We start from the raw sequence: 25,216 nt of genomic DNA on the forward strand, positions 1-25,216 counted from the left end.
TAAAAAGTAATGTGTCCCTGCAAGGACCAACCTAAAAGATGGGCGGTGAAACCACCCACAATATTTTTGCTATGCCCTTCCCGATATTTTCCACACGATGTACCTTGCTGGCCTTAAAGTAAAAACAATCACCCTTATGTACCGTATGTTTGGCCTTATCCAGGTGGAGCATTACGGTTCCTGATAATACGAAGCCGAATTCTTCTCCTTCGTGCGAAATTTCCTCCCAGGTTTTTTCCCGGGGCGAAAGAGTAACCAGCACCGGGTCCATCAGACGATTTTGGGCCCCCGGCACAAGGAGTTCCACCCTTAAAGTGTCGGTGGAATCAGATGTGATAACCCTGCTGGATTTGGGATAAAACTCCTTTTCCGGCGACGCCTCTTTAAAAAAATCAGCCAGCTCCTCTCCCAGTACGTCCAGAATGTCCTTCAACGTGGTGATCGACGGAGAGGTAAGGTCACGTTCTAATTGTGATATATATCCTTTAGTCAGGTAAGCGCGATTGGCCAGTTCCTCCAGAGTAAGATTGTTGGCCAAGCGTAGCCGCCTTAACTTTTCGCCTATTTTTAGACTCATACCCCCGGCATATTTGGTTTAATAAAAGTAAACTTAAAGTTTAATGCCATTTAATATTTCGGGGCTTTATAATATTCATTTGAGTCTTTGTCAAGAAAAAATATTTTACAGTTTTTTCGGGTTCAGGCGGGGCGGCTACCCCGATATATAACTATTTGTTTTTATTATCTATATAAGGCATTAAGAGAGAAAGAAATTGACGGTTGCCGGGGGAATGGGTTATAAGTGCCAAACACCCGTCATTATGAACGGGTTTCTTGTATTTTGAAACAGGCGTAGTTATAATTCCGGCTACATCGTATGCGGTAGCAGTGGTAATTGTTATTCGAATAATACAAAGATAGCCGTTCTTAAAAGCTCATGATTTTCCGCCTGGGGCGGATAGAAATTCCGGGACATCAAGTCATTAATAATAGTTAGGTGGGACTTTAGCTTTTGGAAGATAAAGTACTTATCGCCAATCGCGGCGAGATAGCCATTCGTATAATGAACGCCTGCAAAAATCTGGGGCTGGATTACGTAGTAGTCTATACGCGGGAAGACGAAAATTCCCTGCATGTGAAGTTGAATCGTGACAGCCGGAGCAATCGTTGTAATGCCTGGAGGGTGTCCAGTTATTGTGATCCGAACGATATTCTGGCCGTGGCAGATCATACCGGATGCACGGCCATCCATCCGGGCTATGGTTTTTTTGCCGAAGACTACCGGTTTGCCCGCCGGGTTCAAACCAGAGAGCGTAGCCTGACCTTTATCGGGCCAAGCTGGGAGGTTATCAAGGGCTTAGGCAGTAAGATTAATACTAAGGCCATAGCCAATGTCTTGAAGATACCGACTATTCCGGGATCGGACGCCCCTATTTATAACGAGATCGAGGCTGAGGGGCTGGCCGAGGAACTCTTCTATATTCAGGAAGAAAAAGGGATAAAGAATCCGTCCATCCTGGTCAAGGCCTCGGCCGGCGGCGGCGGTATGGGTATTGAGCAGGTGACCCATATCGACCAGTTCCGGCAGGTCTATCGGCGGATAAAGAATTATGCCAAGAGGCAGTTTGGTGACGAAGGGGTGCTGATCGAACAGTGTATTAATGATTACAACCACCTGGAAGTGCAACTGGTTTGCAGCAGACATCGGGAGATGGTACATTTCGGCACCAGAAATTGCACCATCCAAAGCCTGGGGAGGCAGAAGCGTATCGAGGTGTCTCCGGGGTTCGATCTGGAGCATCCTTCCGGTTATCAGTTTAATCCACAACGCATTCTTGACGAAATAATTGATTATTCGCTTAAGCTGGCAGCCCATGTCAAATATGATAACGTGGGCACATGGGAGTGGATTGTGACCAGGGAAGGGCATCCCTATTTACTGGAGGTTAATACCCGGATACAGGTGGAAAACGATGTCTCGGCCAAGACGTCGCGTATTCGCGGCCATGATAGCCCGCCTAATCTCATCGAGGAACAGATCCGTCTGGCCCTCGGTGAACGGCTGGGATATAGACAAAAGGATATATCTTTTACCGGGGTGGCTATTGAGTTTCGCGTCGTGGCCGAGGATACGAAAAGGGGGTTTACTCCCTGGATCGGGACGATTACCGGCCTTGAAATCCCTGCCTATCCCTGGTTAAGTATTTATTCGCATGTGCCGCACCAGGAGGCCTATGATATCCCCAGTGAATATGACCCTAATCTGGCTTTGGCCATTATGTGGGGCGAAAACCTGGCGGAGGCCAAAGAGAGAGGTCGAACTTTCCTGTCGGAGGTCAGAATCGAAGGCCGGAACAGCCGTGAAGAACCGATAATAACCAACCTTGATTATCTCAAAGAAAATATTGATAACCTACTTATCTTTAAAGACTAATGACGCCGGAAATTAATAAACGACTTTCCCAGATTGAACTCAGGGTGCAATATCTCCTGGACATTAAAGAGGGTGCCGAGTGGGGCAATCTGGGCGATTTAATGGAGAAGGTCCGGCGCCTGAAGGAAGAAATCTATGACCGGACCGAAGAGTCCATAGGGGCCGACCTGTCCGACCTGGAAGAGACTATTTCGTTTCTGGAGGATAGGGCGGAAAAATCTCTTACCCCGGATGAGATAGTGCGTATCGTCCGCAACCCCCAGCGCATTACACTGCAAAATATCCTGGAAAATGTCTATGACAGTTACACTGAACTGGGAGGGATGGAGGACTGCAACATCGATCCTTCCATGGTTGTCGCCAAGGCCACTATCTCCAGGCGGGTTAAGGGCCACGTTTATGTCCACCAGGTGATGGTCATCGGCCATGAAAAAGGCCATGGCGAAGAATTTCGCAATGGCGGCTGCACCCGGCCGTGGGGCAATGAAAAGGCCATGCGTTACATGGAAGTGGCGGAGACCGAAGGGATACCCATACATTTTTATGTATTTACTCCGGGCGCTTTTCCCATTGAAGATTATCCCGGCGCCGCCCAGCAGATCGCACGCAACCTTTACGCCCTGGCCAAACTGCGTGTGCCTATAGTATCGCTCATCTCAGAGGGCGGGTCCGGAGGAGCGGAAGCCGTAGGTATGAGCGATATACGTCTTATGCTTTCACACGGCTATTATTCGGTTATTTCACCGGAAGGGGCGGCAGCCATCGAGGGAAAGATCAAAGAAGGGGAAAAGGTTCCCAAGGATTTGCTTACCTTCTGCGCCGAACAACTCTCCATTACGGCCCGGGATAATCTACAGTTGAAAACGATTGATCGTATTGTGCAGGAGCCGGTTTTAGGGGCCAGGCGTGATGACTTTTCTTTTTTGAGACAGCTTCGCTATGAGATGATCCGGGCCACGGATGAGGTCGTTCTTAAGACGAAGAGTTTTCGCACCTTCCGGGCCTACGCCATCAAACAGGAAAAGGCGGCAGAACGCAACTACGAATTTGATATCTACATACGGTGGGAGTTGACGGGGGGGGAAGAGGAGCGTCTTTTACGTTTGCGTTCCTTAAAATACCGTAAGATGGGGCAGGGCTTTTACAATGAGAGTGTAACCTGGCCGGATAAAGTCTTTAAGAAGACGGAAGATGCGGTGCTTAAGGGTTACTATGGCCTCCGTTACGGTCTTATCCGGCATCACCATAAGCAGGTCAAAAAGGTGATCGAAGAGGTCTCCGGAGAGGGTTCTGTCTTTATCAGAAAAATTTCTTCGCCTCTTATATCGGCCTACGATTTTGTCGCCAACTCCGCCGCCAAGAAACAGCTCAGGATTATGGCCGCGTCTCCAACCGCCCCCGGCGCCGAAGAGGTCACGGAAGATTGGGGAGATACCTATGTCAGCCCGTTGGCCAATGAAGACCGGACTGTGTCCTGCCCTAATGCGCGGGAATATGGGTGTCTGGATCTCTGGGTGCCGGATCTTTACGGTGAGTTCTGCGGTGTTTGCCAGAACTGCGGGCACCATTTCCCTCTTGAATACCAATGGTATCTGCAGAACTTATTTGACCGGGGATCTATTCATGAGTTTAACGGACACATAGGTTCGATAAATGCCATAGGTTACCAGGGTTTTGAAAACAAGATACGCCGTGATGTCATCAAGACCGGACGCACCAGCGCCATGATTACCTCCCATGCCCGGGTAGAAGGAATAAGCCTTATAGTGGCCATGCTCTTTAATGACTTTCGCAACGGCACGGTGGGAGCGGCAGAGGGTGACAAGTTTGTCCGGGCCTGTGAAAAGGCGCGCATAATGAGGCGGCCGTTTTTGGCCTACGTTCACGCTACGGGAGGCATCCGTATCCAGGAAGGCACTGTGGGCGTGGTACAGATGCCCAAGTGCACCATGGCGGTACGTGAATATATCGACTCCGGCGGTCTTTACGTCGTGGTCTATGATAATAATTCCTATGCAGGTCCGGTGGCCAGTTTTCTCGGCTGCTCGCCCTATCAGTTTGCCATCCGTTCTTCCAAGATTGGTTTTGCCGGGCCGAGGGTTATCCGGGAGACTACGGGCGAGGATATTCCGCCTGATTATCATAGCGCTCAAAAGGCCCTGGCCCGTGGCCATATTCAGGGGATATGGGACAGGCGTGAGTTCAGATATAATCTCTATAAATGCCTTTTGACCATGGGCGGCAGCAATCTCTATTACCGTTAGAGAGGAAATGTTTTGTCAGAGTTAGATTTAGACCGGCTACTTATCCATTATCGAGAAAACCCTTATGAAGATTTTGTTGTTGAGACCCCTAATACCGGCTGGGTACGTTTCATGGCAGACGATGGAATGAAGGTAGAGGGCCCCAAAGGAACGTGGCAGCATATCCCGGGCACGCTTCTTTATGTCCTGGAGCGCGAACGAAACCGCATTCCTGTACATGCCCATATCAATGGAACTATAAGCGATTTACAGGTTGATTTGAACGGGAAGTTTGTTGAGGCCAACACGTATCTTATGTCTGTTCGTCATCCCATGACCAAAGATGAAGTCATTGACAAGATACTCAAGCAGGTGCTTGTTACCTTCAATGCCCCGGAAAGGGCCAAGTATTTCTTTCCTCCGGAGATAACCTATAAACTGGAAAAGAAAAAACATGGAACCGTCCTGGTAAGACCGGGAGAGGAAATTATCATAATGTCCTTGATGAAACGTGATACCCCGCTCATCTATAATGGAGAGCCGGGGATTATCCATACTGTCTATTTTCAGCCTAATATCACCGTCAACCAGGGGGAACCCCTCCTTGGTATCTGTCCGCCCGGCAAGCTCAATTATATCCGAAAAATAGTGCAAAAGATCCAAAACGAATGGGCATAGATTCTATTTATCCCCGGGAACATCCCCGGGAAGAACGGCTCCTCGGGCTGCTTGAGGGATGCCGGGAGGCGGAAGTCCTTACCCGCAGATCGAAATGGGGGGATGAATCCGGGGTTATCATGCGCCGCGGGGCAGACATCGGACGGGAGTTTTTTTGTTATCCCTGTCTGGACAGGGGCATGAGGCAGGCCCGGGAACTCATAGAGACGGGAGAGAAAAAGGGTTCGGCCTTTATTGCCGGCGGCGTAGTCATAGCCCGGGAAATGGAGAAGAGCAGAGGACGTTTCGATAGACTTTGGTATGCTCCTTCCGGGGGGGCGTGGCTTACTCTGGTCTTGAATCCGGCGTTTCTCCCGGAAAATCGCCAACTTTATTCCTTGATCCTGGGTGTGGCCTGTTGCGAGGCTATAAGGCATTATGGCGTCGAGGCTAACATCAAGTGGGTAAATGATGTCCATTTTCACGGACAAAAACTGGCCGGCATGTTGATTGAAGGCTATACTTCCAGAACCCTGGGCGAGGAATATCTCCTGCTCGGGATAGGAGTTAATGTCAATAACACCTCTTTCCCCGAATACCTGCGGCCCATGGCTGGTTCCCTCCGGGAGATCCTCGGGAAGGAATTGTCTCTTGAAGACTTTATAGCCCTGCTTTTAACCAAGATCGGCTGGCACATAGGGCTGATGGCCCATTTTGAGCAAAGGTATCTCGAGGCCTTTTATGAGCCGATGAAGCCGGCGAATCCTTTGATAGAACAGTGGAAGCTTTACAGCGACACCCCGGGGAGGCGTGTATTATATGGGACCAATGTCTATGATGAACCTCTCTTTGCGGCCACGGCCGTGGACATAGATCATACCGGGGCCATTATCTTGCAGCGGGAAGAAGGTATAACCGTGCGGGAAGTGAGCGGGGAGATAATCTACCTTAATTAAAACGGCTTCGTAAAAAGTCCGTTTGTCCGCCGTGGCGGATCCGCCTCCGGCGGATCACTGCGGCGTAGCTATGGAAATAGTTCACTGTTTACCGTTCACCGTAAGTGCATGGTTTGTTGACGGACAACGGATAACGGTCAACGGTCAACGGATAAATTGACCATTTCTTTCAGACGCAGGGCATTTTGTACGGCATAGCCTTGATAATCATTGTCAAAATAAACAAAGGCGTCTCTTTGCCATCCTTTAATCCTGTCCGCCCAGGTCGCTAGTTCATCTTCAGTATAATTTGAGCCATAGAGCACCTGAGAACCATGTAACCGGATATAGATAAAATCAGCGGTCGTTACCTCAGCATAAGGATAGCGTCCGGCCGTGTCTGATATGCAAAAGGCCGCATTTTTCCTGCGCAGCAGTTTATATACCTCTTCGCAGAGCCAGGAGGCATGCCTGAACTCAAAGGTTATTTTATATTCTGGGGGCTGTGCGTCCAGAAAACCAGCAAAAACCTCCTCATCAAAACGGAGCGAGGGAGGCAATTGGAAGAGAACGACGCCCAGCTTTCCGCTCAACCCCTCTACAGCGCGGTAGAAAATCTCCAGGCTGTCCTGGGTGTCGCGCAATTTTTTAATGTGTGTGATATAACGGTTGGCTTTGACTGACCAGAGAAAATCGGGCGGGGTCTTTTCTCGCCAGTTTTCAAAGTGCTTGCGGGTTGGCTGGCGATAGAAACTGGCGTTCAGTTCTACGCTGGTGAACCGTCCGGCATAGAAATTAAGCCATTTTGATTGCGGCAGGTGCTCCGGATAGAATACCTTTCGCCAATGCGGATAGTTCCACCCGGATGTGCCGATATGGATGTCCATCCTGGTTTATCATGTCTCACCGCAAAGACGCAAAAGGCGCGAAGAATATCAAATCTCAAATTTGAGATGTTTTTCTCTGCGCGCTTTGCGGTCTCTGCGGTGAACAGTGGCCTTAACAACCGGAGCAGCTTGTGTCCGAACAGCCGCAGCTACAGGCCCCTTCAAATTTGGGCCCATCGCCGATGTGGACGACCTCAATCTGGAAGTTCAGGACCTTACCGGCTAGGGGCGGATTCATGTCCAGGGTGATGTTATCATCACCGATAGTCGTTACTCTGGCCGGTATCTGTTGCCCATTTTGCATGCGTACCCCGAGTACCATCCCGACCTCTAACGAGATATCTTTTCCTGCTGATGCCCGTGGGAAATCTACTACCAGCGATTCGTCCCTGGGGCCATAGGCATCTTCAGGTTGCAGGACGAAGTTTTTTTTATCACCAATGGAGAGTCCCAGCACCGCTTTTTCAAATCCTTCTATTACTGTACCGGAACCGACCTGAAATTCCAGAGGATCCCTGCCTTCACTGGAGTCAAACATCTCTCCATTCTCAAGGGTTCCCCAATAGTGAACGGCTACAAAATCTCCCTTTTTTGCCTTGCTCATCTTCTTCCTCCGTAGCCTGATCCTGATCCTCTTCCGCCTCCGCCTCCGCTTCTACCTCTGCCGCCTCCGCCTCCGCCCGGACCTCTTCGCCCGGCCGAGAATCCACCGCGCCCGCCGGCGCCCCTGTCTGTCTGGGGACGGGCCTCGTTGACGCTCATGTTTCTCCCCTTGAGTTCCTTATTATTCAGGGCAGTGATAGCCGCCTGGCCCGCAGTATTATCAGACATCTCGACGAATGCAAATCCGCGGGACTGACCGGAATATTTGTCTTTGATAATGGTTACGGAATCGACCTCACCAAAGGCGCTGAATTGTTCTTTTAAATCGCCTTCATTAGCTTCGTATGACAGATTACCGACGTATATTTTCATTATTTATTAATCCTCTCTTTACCAAACAGGGAAGCCGGCATTCTATACCCATGCTTCCCTTTCTTGGTTGGTATATTGGTTATGTTTTGTTTACCCCATTACAACGACATTTACCGCCTGGAGGCCCTTTTTACCTTCGGCTACGTCGAAGGTCACTTCCTCGCCTTCCTTTAAGGATTTGAATCCGTCGCCCGCGATAGCCGAAAAGTGTACGAAAATATCTGTTCCGTCTTCTTGGGAGATAAAGCCGAAGCCTTTGCTGTCATTAAACCACTTGACATGTCCTTTAGCCACTTAATCTCACCTCCTTTCTTAATAGACGGGCTTCGAGTATCCATCCGAGAAAAACAGGAGACTGCATTGTTAAAAAAGCACGGCAGTGAAACAACATCCGGACAAAAAAATCTCTACAACCCTAAAAATATACTTGACCTTATTCTTTGTAAAATTGCAACAAAAAAAGTATGGGATCATCCGGATTTTTTGGGTTTCCGGATGAAAACTAAATAGTTACCACGCCTATCCGCAGGAGGTTTGGGAAAATTAATGGCGGCGGATATCAAACCGGAAGGTTCACCTATTTCAGATCTTTGCCGCAGTGTTTGCAAACCAGGGCCCGGGCCTTGATGATCTCGGCGCAGTAGGGGCACTCTTTGGTGTAATTGGCCTTGTGTATGAGTTCTACGGCCTTTTCAGCCTTTTCTTTGATGATTTCGTTGGTAAAATGGTGGTTCCGGATCGGCTCAACGGCCCTCAGGTCGGCAATTTTACCGAGCGCTTCCGCAGCTTCGAGACGAACCCGCGGAGCCGCGGTTTCATCGATAAGCATACCTGCTATGGCCGGCGTATCCTTGGCCTCGATATAGCCCTTTAGGGCCGCGGCCGCTTTATTTTCAGCCTCTTCTTTAGCCCTTTCTTCTTCAGGATCAAACATACCGCCTTTCAGGGCGTCATGGCTAAATACGGGGATAGCCCCCATTTCCATAGTCTCAGGGTGACACATGCACCGGTAGGAGGCCCTTTGTCCATAGAAGTTCATCATACTTTCCCAGCCTTCAACAAAGAACGAGCATTGGTCATTGAAGCAGACATAAAGGGAAGTAACCCCCCATCCCAATCCATCAGAGAAGTTATATGGGGGGAGTGCATAGTCAGACATTTCCTGTCCACAGTGGGGACATTTCGGTTTTTCTTTTGTTGCCACTTTATGCCTCCGGGATATTTTAAAACAATTTAATCCTAATATTAAAATTGTCAAGCAGGGACGCTTCCTGTGCGGGGAAAACCAGGCAGAGACAACATCGGGATTGACCTGGATGCAAAACTGGAGTTTAATACTTTTTATGGTGTATCTGGTTGCCGGCTCCACAGAGTTAGAGATCAATCCGCTGAGACGCGAAGTAAGCGCCGCCCCGGTTAACTTTGATTTTCTGGTCACGGGCGTGGGGCCGGTGGAGAGCGCTATATCTCTTACGAGATTTCTAGAGAGGGAAAAGGCAGACGGGGTAATCCTTTTTGGGGTTGGCGGCGCATATACAGAAAGAGGAATAGGCATCCTGGATGTCTGTCTGGCGGAAGGAGAGCGCTTCGGAGATTTCGGTATAGCCGCGCATGATGAGATACATTATTTCACCGATGAGATGTTAACCGGCAAACATGATTTTGACCTGAGAAACAGTTTATCGGATCAGGTGGAGAGCAAGCTCATGGCCATGGGGGCGCCATTTAAAAAGGGGTCTTTCGTCACCGTGCGCGCCTGTAGCGGGACCCTGAAGAGGGGTAACGTCCTGCGGGATAAATTTAACGCCATCTGTGAGAATATGGAGGGCGCGGCCATGGCCCGGGTCTGTGAACTCTATGGCGTACCCATGGTGGAGTTGAGATGCATAAGTAATATGGTGGAGGATCGCGATACCTCCAAATGGAAAATTAAGGAGGCCGTGGCTAAGGGCGCCGGGCTGCTTGGCAGGCTCCTGCCTGAGTTATTACGATGAAGACCTACAGCCTTGGTTTTTCCCCATGCCCGAATGATACATTCATCTTTTATGCCCTGGTAACCGGCCGGTTAAAGCATTGCAAACTGCATTTTAGGGAGATGATGGCCGATGTGGAGACCTTAAACCGGATGGCCTTCCGGAGGGAACTGGAGATAACCAAACTCTCCTATCACGCCTTTGGCCATCTCGTGGATGATTATGTCCTTTTAAGAAGCGGCAGCGCCCTGGGCCGGGGGTGCGGCCCGCTGCTGGTCTCCCGCCAGGCCTGTTCCCCGGAGGAGTTTCAGGATAAAAAGATAGCCATACCCGGCAAATATACCACGGCAGCCATGCTCCTCAGGCTATACGGAGAATACAAAAATCTCGTCGAGATGAGCTTTGAAAAGATAATCCCGGCTGTTAAGGGGGGAATGGCGGATGCCGGTGTTATAATCCATGAGAGCCGATTTACCTATGAAAAAGAAGGCCTGGTCAGGATTGTGGACCTTGGTCAATGGTGGGAAGAAACTACGGGAATGCCTGTTCCTCTGGGCGGCATCTTTGCCCGCAGAGATTTAGGGACAAAAGAGGTGGCAGCCGTTGATTCCTGCCTTAAGGAAGGCATTCAGTACGCCTTCAGCCACAGGGAAGAGCCTATGGATTATATCCGGGAGCACGCGCAGGAACTGGAAGACGAGGTCATAAAAAAGCACATTGAACTTTACGTAAACTCCTTCACGCTCGACCTGGGTGAAGAAGGCATTCAAGCCGTGCGCCACATACTTACAATGGGGTATGATAAAGGCCTGTTTAAGAGTTACCGGGACGACTTTGTAGCTGGATGAGAGAGGAGGGGATTTCTGTGTCTCAAGATGATCTAAGACTTACAGAAAAAGTCCGGGCCGCGGGGTGAGCAGCCAAGCTAAGTCCGGGGGACTTAGAAGAAGTTATGAGGGCATTGCCCTTTACGACTCACCCCAATCTTCTGGTGGGTTGTCAGACCTTTGACGACGCCGGTGTCTATAAGCTTACGGATGACATGGCCCTGGTACAGACCCTGGATTTTTTTACGCCCATCGTCGATGACCCCTACCACTTTGGACGGATTGCGGCTGCTAATGCCCTGAGTGATATTTATGCCATGGGCGGCAGGCCGCTTACGGCCATGAATATCGTCTGCTTTCCGATTAAGGAACTACCCAAAAGCGTCCTCAAAGACATCCTCCGGGGTGGCATAGAGAAGGTTCAGGAGGCCGGCGCCCTCCTGATAGGCGGCCACAGCGTGGATGATAAGGAGATAAAATACGGCCTTTCCGTGACCGGGCTTATTCATCCGGACAGAATTGTTACCAACCAGGGCGCCAGGGTGGGGGATAGTCTCATCCTTACCAAACCCATCGGCACGGGGGTGATTGCCACGGCTATTAAAGGAAAGATGGCTGATCAGGCCTCTATCGATCGCGTGATCGAGGTTATGTCCGCCCTTAATGCCAAGGCAGCAGGGGCTATGCTCAGATACGGCACCCATGCCTGTACGGATATAACCGGCTTCGGACTGGGCGGGCACCTTCTGGAGATGGCCCGGGCCAGTCAATGTGAGATAGCCATTCATGCGGACAGGCTTCCCTTCCTGCCCGGGGCCAGGGAATATGCCCTTACCGGCCTTATTCCGGCCGGGAGTTATGCGATAAAACATTTCTGTGAACATAGCGTGGGGATTGACCCCAAAGTTGAGTCTGTGGTAGTTGATCTTATATTTGATGCCCAGACCTCGGGCGGCCTGGCCTTTTCTCTCGAGGCCTCAAAGGCGGGGTCCTGCCTAGAGGAACTGAGGGAGGCCGGCGTAACAGATGCGGCAATAATCGGTGAGGTCACCGGAGCCCATCCCAAAGGCCATCTGACTATTAAAAAATAAGGAGGAATTCCGCCATGCAACAGATAGTTTCCAAGGCCATTTCACATGGGGTTTATATTGTCACGGCACGGTTCAGGGACAACAGCAACGGTATGACGGCGGCCTGGATTTCGCAGGCCTCCATGCGTCCGCTTTTGCTCATGGCCTCTATAGCTCCTATGCGCTACACCCACGGGCTTATAGAAAAAGCACGTTATTTTGCCGTAAACGCGCTCCCGGAGGGGAGACAGGATCTGGCCAAACATTTTGGGCTTAAGAGCGGCAGGAAGGTGGATAAATTTGAAGGCATCTCCTTTTTTGATGCCCCCAATGGGTCGCCGGTCTTAAACGATGCCCTGGCCTACTTTGAGTGCAGCCTGACGGACTCCTTTACCGCCGGGGATCACACGCTTTTTGTCGGGGAAGTGGTCTCGGCGAAGATACTCAAGGAAGGTGTCCGGCCCCTCATCTTTCGCTGGGAAGATTATTTTTGATGGCCGGCCGACCTGCCTATGGCGTGGACAAAGGAACACGAAAATTAGTCAGGCGTGACGCTTGTCACATTACTTAAACGTATAAACCTTCCGTATGGGTTTGATCACCTTCCATGTGCATTTAAGCCCCTTGGGAAAGGTGACCAAGTCGCCCTTGTTGATTTCTACCGTGCCTGACGGGGTTTTTACCTCTACCTTGCCTTCAAATACGTAGGCCGTCTCTTCAGCGTCGTACTCCCAGTCAAAGGCGCTCGGCTCGCACGACCAGGGACTCCATCTGTCTATACCCAACGTATCCAGCTCTTCCTTAGATGGTTTCTTGATTCTTATCTCAGACATGATATGACCTCCATTCTCTTAGGATCAAGGCCTAATGTCATGCCGGATCCCCAATCAAGTTGAGGACAGGCTTGATCCGGCATCCAGTTTCTTACTGGATTCCTGCTTTTGGGGGAATGACGGCATTCGGGTATTTTGTCACCGGAGTATTATAATCCTATACGCCATATTTTTTAAAGAACAATAATTATTTTGCATATGTGTTTTAAAGGACAAATGATAGCCTATGGAATTTTATGCCCATAGCATTTACGGAAAGCCGGTTGATGATTGGCACCGGCTTGAAGAACATGAGGGGACTGTCCCAGATTTACGGATGGAGCAAAACGGAGTCGTAGAATCGGGACTGTTCCCGGCTAAGAGAAGCGCTGCATTGTTCGCGGCAGAATTCGGCTGCGGGGAGTGGGGGTATCCGGCGGGGCTGTGGCATGTCAATAGATCCCGATTTATCGGGAAGTTGGGGAAGTATTCGTCTTTTAGAGCGAAGTCATTGGAACATATAGGGGTTGGTGCAGTGAAACCGGTTGACAAGATTCACGATATATGGCATAGTAGCTACAAATGTAGCTACATGGAGGTATGCAATGAAATTCGCTAATGTTAGGGAACTCAAGAACAAGACATCCGAGATATTGAGAAATGCCGAGAAAGAGGCCGTGATTATAACCTCAAACGGCAAGCCGCGGGCAATTGTCACTGCGATCTCGGAGGAGGACTTTGAAGACTATCTCCTCGAAAAGAGCGCCGGTCTTCAGGACATGCTCGCGGAGGCACAAGCAGAGTACCGGAGCAAGGGCGGCGTGACATTGAAAGCTTACCTGTCTAAAAGGGGAAAAAAGCGTGGATAAGTTTCAGATCGTCCTTTCACCTCCTGCGATTAAAGACCTTGACGGCTTCAGCGACGGTGTTTGCGGAAAGATTGTTCGAGCATTAGAGGAACTCAGGGACAACCCTTTTCCCAGAGGGAAAGCAATCAAAAAAATCAAAGGGACGAATTCAGATTATTACAGGCTCAGAGTGGACAAGTACCGGGTGTTCTATATAATCGAAGGCAATCGCGCTATAGTTTTGCGAATTTTCAACAAAAAAGATGTTGAACGGTTTATCAGGAATCTGAACTGAAAAATTAACCCATAAATGACGGACTGATATATTAAAGCTGACTGCATGAAGGTAAAATGAATTTGGAAACAAACATCGCAGTTTTCAGGGGCAAGGCGTGAATTCAAGTTGTAAGTGCACCATTTGATGTCTGCCAGAACACTTCATGTGGAGACCGGTAGTTGAGGCGCTTTCTTGGTCTAGAAGAGATCAGCGTTGTTGAAATTTATCACTTTTAAAGTGTAATTCACTATTTTCAACAATGTTCTACGCTTTTGTAATATCTATTGCTATATATAACGTTATCCGTTATAATTTAAATTATCGAAAATATCAAACCATGAGGAAGCCTGGTGATTAAATCATTCCGTGACAGGGGCACAGAGGATGTCTTTGACAGGAAAAATACCAGAGAGGCGCGCCGGACCTGTCCACAGCAAATCTGGCGAGTGGCACAGCGAAAACTCGATCAACTCAACGGTGTAGTTTCCCTGGAGTCATTGAAAATTCCACCGGGGAACTTTCTGGAAGCCCTTAAGGATGATCGGAACGGACAACACAGCATACGGATTAACGACCAGTTCCGTGTGTGTTTTGTGTGGACAGACGATGGCGCGGAGAACGTCGAAATAACCGATTACCACTGAATCGTGAAGGAGAAGAATATGGTTCGCATACCAAAACATGGCCCGCCGACGCATCCCGGCGAAATGCTGTTGGAGGAGTTTCTCAAACCCCTGAATATGACGCAGAGTGAGTTGGCGGAAAAGCTCGGTGTCTCATATCCTCGTGTTAATGAGCTGATTAATGGGAAGCGAGGGATAACCCCAGACACAGCGCTTCGTCTGGAGAAACTTTTTGGTATGGAGGCACAGTTTTGGCTTAATTTGCAGTTGGCATGGGATCTATATCATGTAACTCATTCATCAATTGCGAAGGAGCTAAAGAAGATAAAAAGATTACCTGTATTGGCTCACGTCTAAACCGTCTCGGTGAATTCAAGTTGTAAGCGCGCCGCGTAAGGAGCTTGTATTGATGGCAAATGAAGACCTGTCGAAATTGAAGATAGACAAGACTGCAGAAGTCTATAGGCCGCAGAAGAAGCGTAAGGTGTTCTGTTGGATAGCCGGGGTAATTGTTCTTGCGCTTGCGATTATCCTTTTTGCAAAAGGAGTTTTTACGCCCGCTATTGAGGTAGAGCCGGCAAATGTAACACAGATATATCCATCACAGACATTTACCCTTCTCAATGCCAGCGGGTATGTTGTAGCCCAGCGGAAGGCTGCCGTTGCTTCAAAGGTAACCGGACGTCTCGTATCGCTGACAGTAGAAGAAGGCAACAGAGTAAAAAAGGGAGAGATTATCGCCCGTCTTGAAAACGATGACGTTATCGCGGCACGCAGCCAGGCGGAAGCAAACCTGAACGCGGTACGATATAACCTTGAACAGGCAAAGGCGGAACTGAATGACGCCACGGTCTCTTTCGAACGATACAAGAATCTGATAGAGGAGGGGTTTGTTTCAAAGGCCGACTATGACGTTTCAGATGCACGGTACAGAAAGGCAGCCGCTGCGGTTGCAGGAGCTGAGGCAGCGGTCAAGGCAGGTAATGCGGCCCTTCAGAGCGCAAATGTCGCGGTCGAATATACTTTTATACGTGCCCCGTTTGATGCGGTGGTTTTGACAAAAAATGCGGATATCGGAGATATCATCACTCCCATAGGCGCTGCTGCCGATGCCAAGGCGGCTGTAGTAACCATTGCCGATATGGAGTCGCTCCTGGTGGAAGTCGATGTATCGGAATCGAACCTTCAGATGGTAACGACGGGGCAGCCGTGCGAGATACAGCTTGATGCCTTGCCTGATTCACGATTCCGCGGAGTCGTTCATATGATCGTACCCACAGCTGATCGCACGAAAGCGACGATATTGGTGAAAGTCCGTTTTGTTGATAAAGACAGCAGGGTATTGCCCGAGATGAGCGCCAAGGCGGCATTTCTTTCACGGGAAATAAAAGACGATGAACAAAAGCCGCGCACCGCTCTTAATCCCGCTGCCGTAACAGACCGGAGAGGCAGGGCATCGGTTTTTCTTATCGAAGAGAACAGGGCGGTTGAGACGCCGGTGACGTTGGGTGAAAAGCTCGGCGATATGGTGGAGGTTCTGGGCGGTGTGAAGGCAGGGGACAGGGTGGTGCTGAGACCGCTGGATAAGGTTAAAAACGGCTCGAGGATAAAAATCGCGGAAAAGTAATGGACAACACGCCGATTGTAGAAATAAGGAAGCTTTCCAAGTCATATCGCCGCGGCAACCAGATTATCTCTGTTTTAAATGAGATATCTCTGGATATCAGCCGGGGAGAATTCATGGCCCTGATGGGGCCGTCAGGATCCGGAAAGACGACCCTGTTGAACCTGATAGCCGGGATAGACCGGCCGGACAGCGGAACGATAACGGTAGGCGGTATCGATATTACCGCTCTTTCCGAAACCGAACTTGCCCGCTGGCGCGCTTCAAGCGTCGGCTTTATATTCCAGTTTTACAACCTGATCCCTGTTCTCACCGCTTTTGAGAATGTTGAACTGCCTCTGCTCCTGACCGGACTTTCGAAAAAGGATCGGAGAACACATGTTGATATGGCCCTGCGAGTGGTGAATCTTGCGGACAGGATGGACCATTATCCGGGGCAGCTCTCAGGCGGACAGCAACAGCGTGTTGCCATCGCGCGCGCTGTCGTCACCGATCCGACGATTCTGGTCGCAGATGAGCCGACCGGCGACCTGGACCGCGTTTCAGCAGAAGAGATACTTGAACTGATGGAACGTCTCGTTCATGAGATCGGCAAGACCATTATCATGGTCACCCATGACCCCAGGGCAGCCAAGAAGGCCCATGTTATCCAGTACCTGGATAAAGGTGTTTTGGATGCGCATCCTCAAGCTGATTTTTAAAAATGCATTCCGGCACAAACTCCGCACCTTTCTGACCGTCCTCGGTGTCACCATTGCCATTCTCGCCTTCGGTCTCTTGCGTACCGTGATAAGCGCCTGGTACACAGGTGTTGAGGCCTCTTCTGCCAGCCGCCTTGTGACGAGAAATTCCGTATCGCTTATTTTCCCTCTTCCTGTCTCGTACAAGGAGAAGATTCGCCAGATCGAAGGGGTGAAGACGGTCTCTTTCGGTAGCTGGTTCGGCGGTATCTACATAGACGAAAAAAACTTCTTTGCAAATTATGCCGTAGAACCCAAGACATATCTTCAACTGTATCCTGAATTTGTTATTCCTGAGGGACAGAGGGCCGCTTTTTTCCGTGACAGGAAATCAGCCGTTGCCGGATACAAGCTGGCCGCTAAATATGGCTGGAAGGTCGGCGATATGATAACCCTGAAAGGGACTATCTTCCCCGGCAACTGGGATTTTGTGTTGCGAAGCATCTACAAGGGGAGAGACGAGACAGTGGATGAGACCGCTTTTTTCTTCCACTGGGAATATCTCAACGAGACGTTGAAGCAAAAGGCCCCCGGCCGGGCGGATCAGGTAGGTTTCTACATGATCGGGGTAACCGACCCGAACCTGGCTGCCGATGTGGCTGCGGAAATCGATAAGACATTCAAGAACTCCATCGCGGAGACATTGACTGAAACGGAAAAATCATTCCAGCTCGGCTTTATCTCGATGACCGAGGCGATAGTCATCGCCATTCAGCTGGTCTCCTTCGTGATAATCATCATTATCATGGCGGTGGTCGCCAACACTATGGCGATGACCGCACGGGAGAGAATCGGCGAATACGCCGTCTTCAAGACGCTCGGCTTCGGCAGTTTCTACATCTTCGCTCTGATATTCGGCGAATCCATGTTTGTCACAATGATAGGCGCTGCCGCAGGCATTATAATCACTTTCCCGGCGGCAGATATCTTCAGTAACCAATTGAGTACATACTTCCCTGTATTCAATGTTGCTCCGGAAACCATTTATATGGATATCCTGGCGTCTTTCCTGGTGGCGGCGGTCGCGGCAATATTTCCGGCCTGGCGCGCCGTCAATATCCGCATAGCTGACGGCCTGAGGAGGATAGGGTAAGTGAAGATACCCTTTTTGTACAGTCTCCGCAATCTCCGGACACGCCGCCTTACCACCGTTCTTACCATAGCGGGCATGGCCCTTGTTGTTTTTGTATTCTCAGCGATTCTCATGCTTGCCGAGGGGCTGCAAAAGACCCTGGTGGATACCGGCTCATATGACAACGCGGTGATAATCCGCAAGGCGGCGGGATCAGAGGTGCAGAGCGGGGTGGAGCGTCCGCAGGCTTCCATAATAGAAACACAGCCGGAGGTGGCGATAGGCGCGGACGGCAAACGTCTGCTGGTAAAGGAATTGGTTGTCCTTATCGTCCTCCCTAAACGCGGAAGTGATAATCCGGCCAATGTCGTCATACGGGGAATTTCCGAGAGTTCAATGCTTCTCCGGCCACAGGTAAGATTGGTAGAAGGGCGCATGCCGAACCCGGGCTCTTCAGAGATAATCGCCGGACAGAGTGTAGCGAAAAGATTTAAGGGAGGAGGCATCGGAGAGACACTCCGCTTCGGCATGAGGGACTGGAGTGTTGTAGGAATATTTGACGCAGGGAATACCGGCTACGCCTCGGAGATATGGGGAGATGTGGATCAACTCATGCAGGCCTTCCGGCGTCCCGTCTATTCTTCGATCTTGTTCAGGCTGCGTGATTCTTCGGAATTTGAAAAATTCAAGACGCGCATCGAAAGCGACCCCCGGCTCACGCTCGAGGCCTTGCGTGAGACACGTTACTATGAAAAACAGTCGGAGATGATGGCAAAATTTCTCCGCATCCTCGGCATTACTCTGACGCTGATATTTTCTCTCGGCGCCGTTATCGGCGCGATGATTACCATGTATGCCGCGGTTGCCAACAGAACCGATGAAATCGGCACCATGCGCGCACTCGGTTTCCAGAGACGGAGTATTCTCGTTACCTTTGTCATGGAATCACTGCTCCTTGGATTTATCGGGGGTTTTATCGGACTGTTTTTCGCCTCTTTTTTACAGCTTTTCACCATTTCTACCATGAACTTCCAGACTTTTTCTGAGCTTGCCTTTTCATTTTCGCTGACCTTCGGGATCATTTATAAAGGCATGGCCTTTGCGCTGATAATGGGCTTTGTAGGCGGCGTTCTTCCCGCAGTCAGGGCAGCGAGGATGAGTATTGTGGAGTCATTGAGGGCAAGTTGATTATCTCGATTTGTATAGTAGATATGTGGGATATTGGGGACAATCCTATTTCTTAGGATCAAGGCCTAATGTCATGCCGGACTTGATCCGGCATCCAGTTCCTTACTGGATTCCCGCTGTTGCGAGAATGACGGCATTCGGGTATTTTGTCGCCGGAGTATTGTAATCCTATAGCCATATTTTTAAAAGGGACATAATTATTTTGCAATCGCAAAATCAGGAATGTGATTGACACATAATTTAGCCAATGCTACTTAACCGGGGAGATGGGTTATGTCAACGGACTATTTGGCGCAGATAATGGACGAATCTAACGAGGCAAGAGAATATTATAAAATAATAGACCAAATTACAAGTTACGCTGTGATTTAAAAGCCCATGCCATCTCTTATCTTATCGACCTTATCTGCCTAATATTTGACTAACATTTTATGTTATTGTGTTTTTTAGTAGATTTTCATATGATCCTTATCATATCTATTGATGTCCGAGGCCATAGTTGCTTACTCATGGGTAAGGGGGCAGGTGGAAGATATATCCATGTGGTTTGTGCGCCCAAAGATGAGTATCTCGCAATCATAACAGCCTACATTCCCACTCTGGATGATTGGGAGGAAGGCTTCAAGGTGAGAAAGGTAATGAAGTGCATGTATTGTAAAGGTGAAATGAAACGAGGGGAAGCCCCATTCCATATTGACAGGAAAGGGGTACACTTAACACTCGATGATGTCCCGGCCTGGACTTGTCAGCAGTGTGGCGAGTCTTATTTCGAGGAGACGGAGGTCGAGTCAATCCAGGCAATGATTCAAGCCGTGGAACAGAAGATGCAGAAACTCGCCACTACTGGATAAATCCACCCTCGTCGTTGAACAAACGTGGGTGCAATTGTGCAATTGGGGGATGAACTCATGAATCCAGATGCGGTTGATATTTTAGCAAGAGTTCGCAATGAATTAAATCAGTTAGGTTATGTAGACGAACTCTTGCGCCAGGACTATGTCTTCGACGATGCATCAGCCACAGGAACCCGGGAACTGCATATACCTTTAGCAGCCTTTGCCCAATGGCCGCCATCCTATCGCAATGCTTGCATCGGTGTGCTGACTGCGAATGGTCGATCGGGTCTACAGCATGTTTCAGGCTACGGAACCCTCGGAGCCCCGATGTTTTTTGAAGTGCTTCAGGATCGTCTTGACCGTTACCGTGTCGAAGCCTCTGGCCAGGCCTGTTTCTTGGAGTCCATTTCAGTCCGCGATATTCGCGGAGCGTTTGAGACCAACAGAAAAAAGTGGGCTCCTGACACAATTTTCCGCGCCAAAGCTATCACGCCATTGACGGCTCCTGTTCAACTCGATTTTGTTGATATAGGCCTTCTTCCCGCTCTGAAGGGCATGATTCACGGTAAGTTGGATCGTTTACTAAGGGATATACTTCAGGAAGCCGTCAATACTCATGAGGGAGTCACATCTGGTCTTAAGCCCGATGAGACCTTGCTCTTTCGCCTGGTTTTCCGGTTCCTTGCCGCCAAGATTTTCAAGGATAAGAAACATCCCGGCAACTGGGCTGCTCCTCAGGCAAATACCATAATAGAGGAAATCCAAAGGTTTTATGGGCTCACTGCACCCGACATGCAAAAGATTCTTGATGAGCCCGACACACAGCAGATTGTGTGGGATAAATTTCGAGATGCCTTTAACTTTCAAAACATTTCTGTGGACGACCTGGCGTTTATTTATGAAAATACTTTGATAAGAAAAGAAACCCGCAAACAATTTGGCATACATAGTACGCCAGCCGTTATAGCCGAACTTATCGTAGACCGCCTTCCTTTTGAATCATTACCCCAGGATCAACGTAACGTTCTCGAACCTTGTGCAGGTCACGGGGTTTTTTTGGTTGCTGCGTTGCGTCGGCTTCGGGAACTATTGCCTGCTTCATGGACGAACCAAGAGAGACACAAATATCTAAAAGACCGATTAGCTGCCATAGAAGTTGACTCTTTTGCTACTGAAGTCTGCCGCTTATCTCTGATGTTAGCGGATTATCCCAATCCGGACGGATGGCAAATCATATCTCAAGATGTCTTTAGCAGCGATGTTCTGGAGAAGCAATTAAAAACATCCCAAATTGTTCTCTGCAATCCCCCGTTTGAAGATTTTACTCAGCCGGAAAGAGAGCGTTATGGCAGCAGAATTCTAAGTGTACACAAACCCTATGAGGTTATACGCAGAGTGCTGGAACATCCCCCAGCCATGTTCGGTTTTGTGGTGCCAAAGTCCGCCATATTGGGGGGAAAATATAGAGATCTTCAAGACCATATTGCCCGAACCTATAAGAATATAGAGACAATAGCCCTACCGGATCGCATTTTCGCATTCTCGGATCAAGAAACTATGTTAGTCCTTGCATCAGAACAAAACAAAGCGACCCCAATAAATGTTTTTATCCGTACGTTTTGGGTACGCGAAAACTATAGGCAAACTTTCCTTGAAACAGGTCGATTGCCTGAAGGAATTGGCAAAAGCATAAATCGATCTACCCATACGGCACCTATTTCTCTCTGGAATGCTCCCCTCTCAGATATTTTGGATTATCTCAAGAGTAACCCAAAGTTAAAGGACATTGCAGATGTTCACAGAGGTATTGAGTGGAATATTTCGCTCGAAACGAATAGGAGCATTTTGATATCATCCGATCCAGAGCCTGGATTCAAAAAGGGGCTGGACAAAGTCCCCGGGAAAATAGAGCCCTACTGGGTTCAAGAATTCGTGTACCTCAATATGCATGAGCGGTATAGAAGAACAAATGCCCATTCACTTCCTTGGGATAGACCGAAGGTTATCGCTAATAGCCACATTATTAGCCGTGGACCTTGGCGGATTGTGGGGCATCCAGACTCAAAAGGTTTGGTTTGCCGTGAAAACTTTATTGGGATCTGGCCTAAAACGAATATTAACATTGAAGTGCTTTCAGCTCTCATCAACTCCCCCTTGGTCAATGCGGCCCTTTTTGTTCAGGAGGGCAAACGTCGCAACCGGAATGTGACACTCAAACAAATTCCTATCCCATTTCCCAAAGATATTGATAAAGAGAGGATTGTTTACCAGGTAAGGTACTATACCAAACTCAGGTCGGGAATCAAAAAAGGTTCGGTTAATGAATCTGCCATTCAAGAATGCATTAGAACTCTTATGGAGATCGATGGCTTGATCCTAAAAGCCTACGACCTGCCCCCAAGGCTCGAAAGGAAGCTAGTGGAATTCTTTAGAGGATATCGCCGACCCCTTCCATTTGATTTTCCCGGCTATTATCCCGAGGACTTTGTACCCTGTATTCCATTGCACAGATATCTCGAGATGGACTTGAAACAAGCCAGTGCCGGAGGACTTCTTAAAAGAATCGTCCCCTTTGATTCCGCAGATGTACATGAACTCGTAATGGATATTGAGAAAAGGCAATCCTGATGAATGGTTACCTGTTAGATACCAACGCTGCCAGTGTTCTTTGGGATGCCCGGCATCGGGATCACGATAGAATCAAAGCTTTTCTTGCCAATATTTCCCCCTCGCCCATTTGGATATCAATTATTGTGTTGGCAGAGATAGAATACGGGCTAAAGATAGCTCCTAAGATGCACGTAAGTCTGCAAAATGACGTCAGGAATGAGATGGCCAAGTTTTTCGAAATTCTTGACTTGGATAAGCACACAGTTGCCCCATATTCGGATCTTCGAGCCGAGTTGTTTAAGAAGTATTCACCAAGGAACCAGAAAGGAAGACTAACCGCAAAACGGCCAGAGAACCTTTTTGATCGAACAAGCGCCAAGGAGTTGGGTGTCCAGGAAAATGATATCTGGCTGGCATCACAGGCAATTCAATACAATTTAATACTGGTTACTGATGATCGCATGTCTCGGCTTGGGGAGGTCTCTAATCCCTTGAGCGAGCCACTGCAAATTGCTAAATGGAAATAGCAGCCACCTTCGCGCGGTATTACCACAGTGAAATTTCATGACTGAGAACATACGCTGGGGACTGGACAACCCGCATCCGTTTTCGCGGATGAAGACGGAATTGATTTGGGAAGGGAAGTATGACGAGTACGGCAACCGGCGGACGGTGGATATTGCGTGATGCGCCATGCCGCTTCAACGTACCGAGACGATTGATGAACCTGCCTTCCGTGCTATGGTGCAGGGTAATTTGTTTGAGCCGGGGCGGAATAAGGGGGTCATGTAAATATGCTTTTCTTGTTTTATTATTTGGCAAGAAAGTCTCATCGGCTCGCAACCAGCGGGTTATGGTCCGCCGGAGGCGGATATGTTACTGGGGTGTCAAGGAATTGGGGATGAAAGGTACTGCTGTTGGCAAATTACTGGGCATGGTTCAGTCTTCCGCCAGTCGGTCAGTAGCGCGCGGAGAAAGATTAGCTCTCGACCGTCAATTAAATCTGGTCGAATGACAAATCGCATAAAAGCATGACCGTCCCCCTTATCCTTATCTTACCTTTCCTGACATTCGATGTCCCTGTTTCGCCGAGCTGATTTTTTATGTCTCCTACAAAAGCGGTTCGAAACCTCAAAACTTAAGGTAGACAGTACCAGAAAAACGAGCCTGACGTTGCTCGATGCTCTTTAAACGCTCGCGAGCCACTGCCATTTCCAACAAGTTATCCGTTTGCGGAGATTGTCTTAGCGCGTTAGTGTACCATCTTACGCTCTCCTTCGTTTCACCAATCTTTTGGTATGCATCGCCTAAAGCTACGAGAACAGCGGCTCGACCTTCGCCCTGACCACTATTGTAGTAATTATTCTTTGCCTTTATGAGAAACTCCAATCCTTTTGAGTAGTCCCTGTTATCCATATATGCAACGCCGGCTAGGTACAAAGCCTGTGTTCCGTTAGGGTTGTAATGAATTATTGATTCAAGACAAGCGATGGCATCTTGCCCCAAAACCAAGCTATTCCACGCAAGGTGTATAGGGATTTGAATGTCAGCCCATGTCAAAGCTAGGGTTGCCAGATCATCATCTTTGTTATCAGCCTCAGCAGCTAGACGGTCTTGCAATCTGAGCAGACGATTTCTTACGTCTGCACCTTTTCTCATCTCTGCAACGGCCATGATTGTCTCAGAGATCAACGCTCCAACCTCCATTCCCTGGTGCCGCGCCATTTTCTTTGCATTCTCCAACAAATCATGTGCTGCTTTGGTTTTACAGTTAGCCATGTAGGCCATGTAAGCCTCCTCATATAAAACCTTAGATAAAAGCCAAGCCCGTGTGCCTGTCGAAGTTATTGCCTTGACCTGCCGGTTAAATTGACGAATAAGTCTTTTGGCAGCATTTTGATATCCTGGTCTTCGACGATAGAGCTCGGCGAGTCTGTACAAAAGGACGCATTCATTTGACAGCTCAAACCAGCTCATTTCTCGGTTGTATTCCAACGCTGCTTTCAGAAAAATCTCGTAAGTTCGCCAGTGGTTTTTGTTTCTAACGCTAATTGTGTGATTGAATAACATATCTGTTGAACGGCTTGCTAACCGAACCTCATTAAGCAAGTTCACGCGCAACTCATTCTCAACTCGAGCCGGATACGCGTGAATCTGTTCCGTTAACCAGCTATTGGCCAACTGATATCTAGCATCCCCCTTTTGCACATCAGGTAAGGCCTCGTCTACGGCTGATCCATGAACCCATCTATGATGCCTTTTGCACAACCCAAGCAAATTTCCCTTATCCGTGGCCCCCCTTTTAGCCTCCGGAATAACGTGATGTAGGTCTTCTGCTATTTCGTTACATCCTGGGAACGTGCACCGGAAACAACAACGTAATATAACCTCCTTGCTGATAGCGTGAGAGATTCTTTTTTTCTTCGTACTCATAACTTTATAACGCAAAAAATAAAGGGGGACATCCTATATTGAGTCCTGTCAAGAATAAAATGATCAGTTCGTAACTATTTTATTTTCCAGTGGTTTTAGATTTGTACTATTTTTGAGCGCAATTATCCTTACGACTTATTAAAGCCTATAAT

The 25,216-nt window shown here is 48.9% G+C and carries 29 protein-coding genes; 21 read left to right on the forward strand and 8 right to left on the reverse strand.

Annotated features, from left to right (window positions below):
• Window positions 1–31: 31 nt before the first annotated feature.
• A complete protein-coding gene (locus tag PHT49_05610; GenBank protein MDD5451354.1) occupies window positions 32–577 on the reverse strand; it encodes a cupin domain-containing protein in 546 nt (181 codons plus the stop codon).
• Window positions 578–1,012: 435 nt separating this feature from the next.
• Between PHT49_05610 and PHT49_05615 the strand changes: the two genes are divergently transcribed.
• From PHT49_05615 to PHT49_05630, 4 genes are read left to right on the forward strand one after another with little or no spacing between them, the layout of a single operon-like run.
• Window positions 1,013–2,434, forward strand: a complete 1,422-nt coding sequence (locus PHT49_05615; protein MDD5451355.1) for a biotin carboxylase N-terminal domain-containing protein — start codon at window positions 1,013–1,015, stop codon at window positions 2,432–2,434.
• Window positions 2,434–4,698, forward strand: coding sequence for a carboxyl transferase domain-containing protein (locus PHT49_05620; protein MDD5451356.1), 2,265 nt, complete (start codon window positions 2,434–2,436; stop codon window positions 4,696–4,698). The genes PHT49_05615 and PHT49_05620 overlap by 1 nt, the downstream gene beginning before the upstream one ends.
• Before the next feature lie 12 nt (window positions 4,699–4,710).
• Window positions 4,711–5,355 (forward strand): biotin attachment protein, encoded by a 645-nt coding sequence (locus PHT49_05625; protein ID MDD5451357.1) that lies wholly within the window; start codon window positions 4,711–4,713, stop codon window positions 5,353–5,355.
• A complete protein-coding gene (locus PHT49_05630) occupies window positions 5,346–6,290 on the forward strand; it encodes a biotin--[acetyl-CoA-carboxylase] ligase (protein MDD5451358.1) in 945 nt (314 codons plus the stop codon). Before PHT49_05625 ends, PHT49_05630 begins: the two co-directional genes overlap by 10 nt.
• 137 nt (window positions 6,291–6,427) lie before the next feature.
• Here the strand turns inward: PHT49_05630 and PHT49_05635 are convergent, their stop codons facing one another.
• From PHT49_05635 to PHT49_05655, 5 genes are all read right to left on the reverse strand, one after another.
• The gene (locus PHT49_05635) at window positions 6,428–7,156 is read right to left on the reverse strand and encodes a DUF72 domain-containing protein (protein MDD5451359.1); all 729 of its coding nucleotides are present in this window, start codon (window positions 7,154–7,156) and stop codon (window positions 6,428–6,430) included.
• 112 nt (window positions 7,157–7,268) lie between these two features.
• Window positions 7,269–7,760, reverse strand: a complete 492-nt coding sequence (locus PHT49_05640; GenBank protein ID MDD5451360.1) for a peptidylprolyl isomerase — start codon at window positions 7,758–7,760, stop codon at window positions 7,269–7,271.
• Window positions 7,757–8,131, reverse strand: a complete 375-nt coding sequence (locus tag PHT49_05645) for an RNA-binding protein (protein ID MDD5451361.1) — start codon at window positions 8,129–8,131, stop codon at window positions 7,757–7,759. Before PHT49_05645 ends, PHT49_05640 begins: the two co-directional genes overlap by 4 nt.
• A gap of 90 nt (window positions 8,132–8,221) precedes the next feature.
• A complete protein-coding gene (locus tag PHT49_05650; GenBank protein ID MDD5451362.1) occupies window positions 8,222–8,425 on the reverse strand; it encodes a cold-shock protein in 204 nt (67 codons plus the stop codon).
• Between the two features lie 283 nt (window positions 8,426–8,708).
• The gene (locus PHT49_05655) at window positions 8,709–9,290 is read right to left on the reverse strand and encodes a zinc ribbon domain-containing protein (GenBank protein ID MDD5451363.1); all 582 of its coding nucleotides are present in this window, start codon (window positions 9,288–9,290) and stop codon (window positions 8,709–8,711) included.
• A gap of 157 nt (window positions 9,291–9,447) precedes the next feature.
• Between PHT49_05655 and mqnB the strand changes: the two genes are divergently transcribed.
• The 4 genes from mqnB to PHT49_05675 are packed head-to-tail and all read left to right on the forward strand — an operon-like array spanning window position 9,448 to window position 12,495.
• Window positions 9,448–10,125 carry a futalosine hydrolase gene (gene mqnB, locus PHT49_05660; GenBank protein ID MDD5451364.1) on the forward strand — a complete coding sequence of 226 codons (678 nt, stop codon included), beginning with the start codon at window positions 9,448–9,450 and terminating at the stop codon, window positions 10,123–10,125.
• Window positions 10,122–10,952, forward strand: coding sequence for a 1,4-dihydroxy-6-naphthoate synthase (locus tag PHT49_05665; protein ID MDD5451365.1), 831 nt, complete (start codon window positions 10,122–10,124; stop codon window positions 10,950–10,952). The genes mqnB and PHT49_05665 overlap by 4 nt, the downstream gene beginning before the upstream one ends.
• Window positions 10,949–12,022: a selenide, water dikinase SelD gene (selD, locus tag PHT49_05670; protein MDD5451366.1), complete on the forward strand. Its 1,074-nt coding sequence runs from the start codon at window positions 10,949–10,951 to the stop codon at window positions 12,020–12,022. The genes PHT49_05665 and selD overlap by 4 nt, the downstream gene beginning before the upstream one ends.
• 14 nt (window positions 12,023–12,036) lie before the next feature.
• A complete protein-coding gene (locus PHT49_05675) occupies window positions 12,037–12,495 on the forward strand; it encodes a flavin reductase family protein (protein ID MDD5451367.1) in 459 nt (152 codons plus the stop codon).
• Between the two features lie 69 nt (window positions 12,496–12,564).
• Here the strand turns inward: PHT49_05675 and PHT49_05680 are convergent, their stop codons facing one another.
• Window positions 12,565–12,834, reverse strand: coding sequence for a cupin domain-containing protein (locus PHT49_05680; protein MDD5451368.1), 270 nt, complete (start codon window positions 12,832–12,834; stop codon window positions 12,565–12,567).
• Between the two features lie 226 nt (window positions 12,835–13,060).
• Here PHT49_05680 and PHT49_05685 point away from each other — a divergent pair, with 226 nt between their 5' ends.
• The 13 genes from PHT49_05685 (at window position 13,061) to PHT49_05745 (ending at window position 23,318) form a co-directional block, all read left to right on the forward strand.
• Complete coding sequence (locus PHT49_05685) at window positions 13,061–13,432, forward strand: hypothetical protein (protein ID MDD5451369.1); 372 nt, start codon at window positions 13,061–13,063, stop codon at window positions 13,430–13,432.
• Entirely contained in the window at window positions 13,419–13,682 is a 264-nt protein-coding gene (locus PHT49_05690) for a type II toxin-antitoxin system Phd/YefM family antitoxin (protein ID MDD5451370.1), read from the forward strand. The genes PHT49_05685 and PHT49_05690 overlap by 14 nt, the downstream gene beginning before the upstream one ends.
• Entirely contained in the window at window positions 13,675–13,956 is a 282-nt protein-coding gene (locus tag PHT49_05695) for a type II toxin-antitoxin system RelE/ParE family toxin (GenBank protein MDD5451371.1), read from the forward strand. Before PHT49_05690 ends, PHT49_05695 begins: the two co-directional genes overlap by 8 nt.
• Before the next feature lie 332 nt (window positions 13,957–14,288).
• Window positions 14,289–14,582, forward strand: a complete 294-nt coding sequence (locus PHT49_05700) for a type II toxin-antitoxin system RelE/ParE family toxin (GenBank protein MDD5451372.1) — start codon at window positions 14,289–14,291, stop codon at window positions 14,580–14,582.
• Window positions 14,583–14,600: 18 nt separating this feature from the next.
• Window positions 14,601–14,918: a HigA family addiction module antitoxin gene (locus tag PHT49_05705; protein ID MDD5451373.1), complete on the forward strand. Its 318-nt coding sequence runs from the start codon at window positions 14,601–14,603 to the stop codon at window positions 14,916–14,918.
• Window positions 14,919–14,970: 52 nt separating this feature from the next.
• Window positions 14,971–16,188: an efflux RND transporter periplasmic adaptor subunit gene (locus PHT49_05710; protein MDD5451374.1), complete on the forward strand. Its 1,218-nt coding sequence runs from the start codon at window positions 14,971–14,973 to the stop codon at window positions 16,186–16,188.
• Window positions 16,188–16,886, forward strand: coding sequence for an ABC transporter ATP-binding protein (locus tag PHT49_05715; GenBank protein MDD5451375.1), 699 nt, complete (start codon window positions 16,188–16,190; stop codon window positions 16,884–16,886). Before PHT49_05710 ends, PHT49_05715 begins: the two co-directional genes overlap by 1 nt.
• The gene (locus PHT49_05720; GenBank protein MDD5451376.1) at window positions 16,861–18,018 is read left to right on the forward strand and encodes an ABC transporter permease; all 1,158 of its coding nucleotides are present in this window, start codon (window positions 16,861–16,863) and stop codon (window positions 18,016–18,018) included. Before PHT49_05715 ends, PHT49_05720 begins: the two co-directional genes overlap by 26 nt.
• Complete coding sequence (locus PHT49_05725; protein ID MDD5451377.1) at window positions 18,019–19,185, forward strand: ABC transporter permease; 1,167 nt, start codon at window positions 18,019–18,021, stop codon at window positions 19,183–19,185. It begins immediately after the preceding gene.
• Window positions 19,186–19,694: 509 nt separating this feature from the next.
• Window positions 19,695–20,036, forward strand: coding sequence for a YgiT-type zinc finger protein (locus tag PHT49_05730; GenBank protein MDD5451378.1), 342 nt, complete (start codon window positions 19,695–19,697; stop codon window positions 20,034–20,036).
• A gap of 57 nt (window positions 20,037–20,093) precedes the next feature.
• Window positions 20,094–22,649 carry an N-6 DNA methylase gene (locus tag PHT49_05735; protein ID MDD5451379.1) on the forward strand — a complete coding sequence of 852 codons (2,556 nt, stop codon included), beginning with the start codon at window positions 20,094–20,096 and terminating at the stop codon, window positions 22,647–22,649.
• Entirely contained in the window at window positions 22,649–23,158 is a 510-nt protein-coding gene (locus tag PHT49_05740) for a type II toxin-antitoxin system VapC family toxin (GenBank protein ID MDD5451380.1), read from the forward strand. The genes PHT49_05735 and PHT49_05740 overlap by 1 nt, the downstream gene beginning before the upstream one ends.
• Window positions 23,159–23,195: 37 nt before the next feature.
• Window positions 23,196–23,318 (forward strand): hypothetical protein, encoded by a 123-nt coding sequence (locus PHT49_05745; GenBank protein ID MDD5451381.1) that lies wholly within the window; start codon window positions 23,196–23,198, stop codon window positions 23,316–23,318.
• A gap of 444 nt (window positions 23,319–23,762) precedes the next feature.
• On the opposite strand, the gene PHT49_05750 is transcribed toward PHT49_05745, so the two are convergent.
• Window positions 23,763–24,812, reverse strand: a complete 1,050-nt coding sequence (locus tag PHT49_05750; protein ID MDD5451382.1) for a hypothetical protein — start codon at window positions 24,810–24,812, stop codon at window positions 23,763–23,765.
• Between the last annotated feature and the right edge of the window lie 404 nt (window positions 24,813–25,216).

Source organism: Desulfovibrionales bacterium, from assembly GCA_028715605.1.
In the GTDB taxonomy this organism is placed as follows: domain Bacteria; phylum Desulfobacterota; class QYQD01; order QYQD01; family QYQD01; genus QYQD01.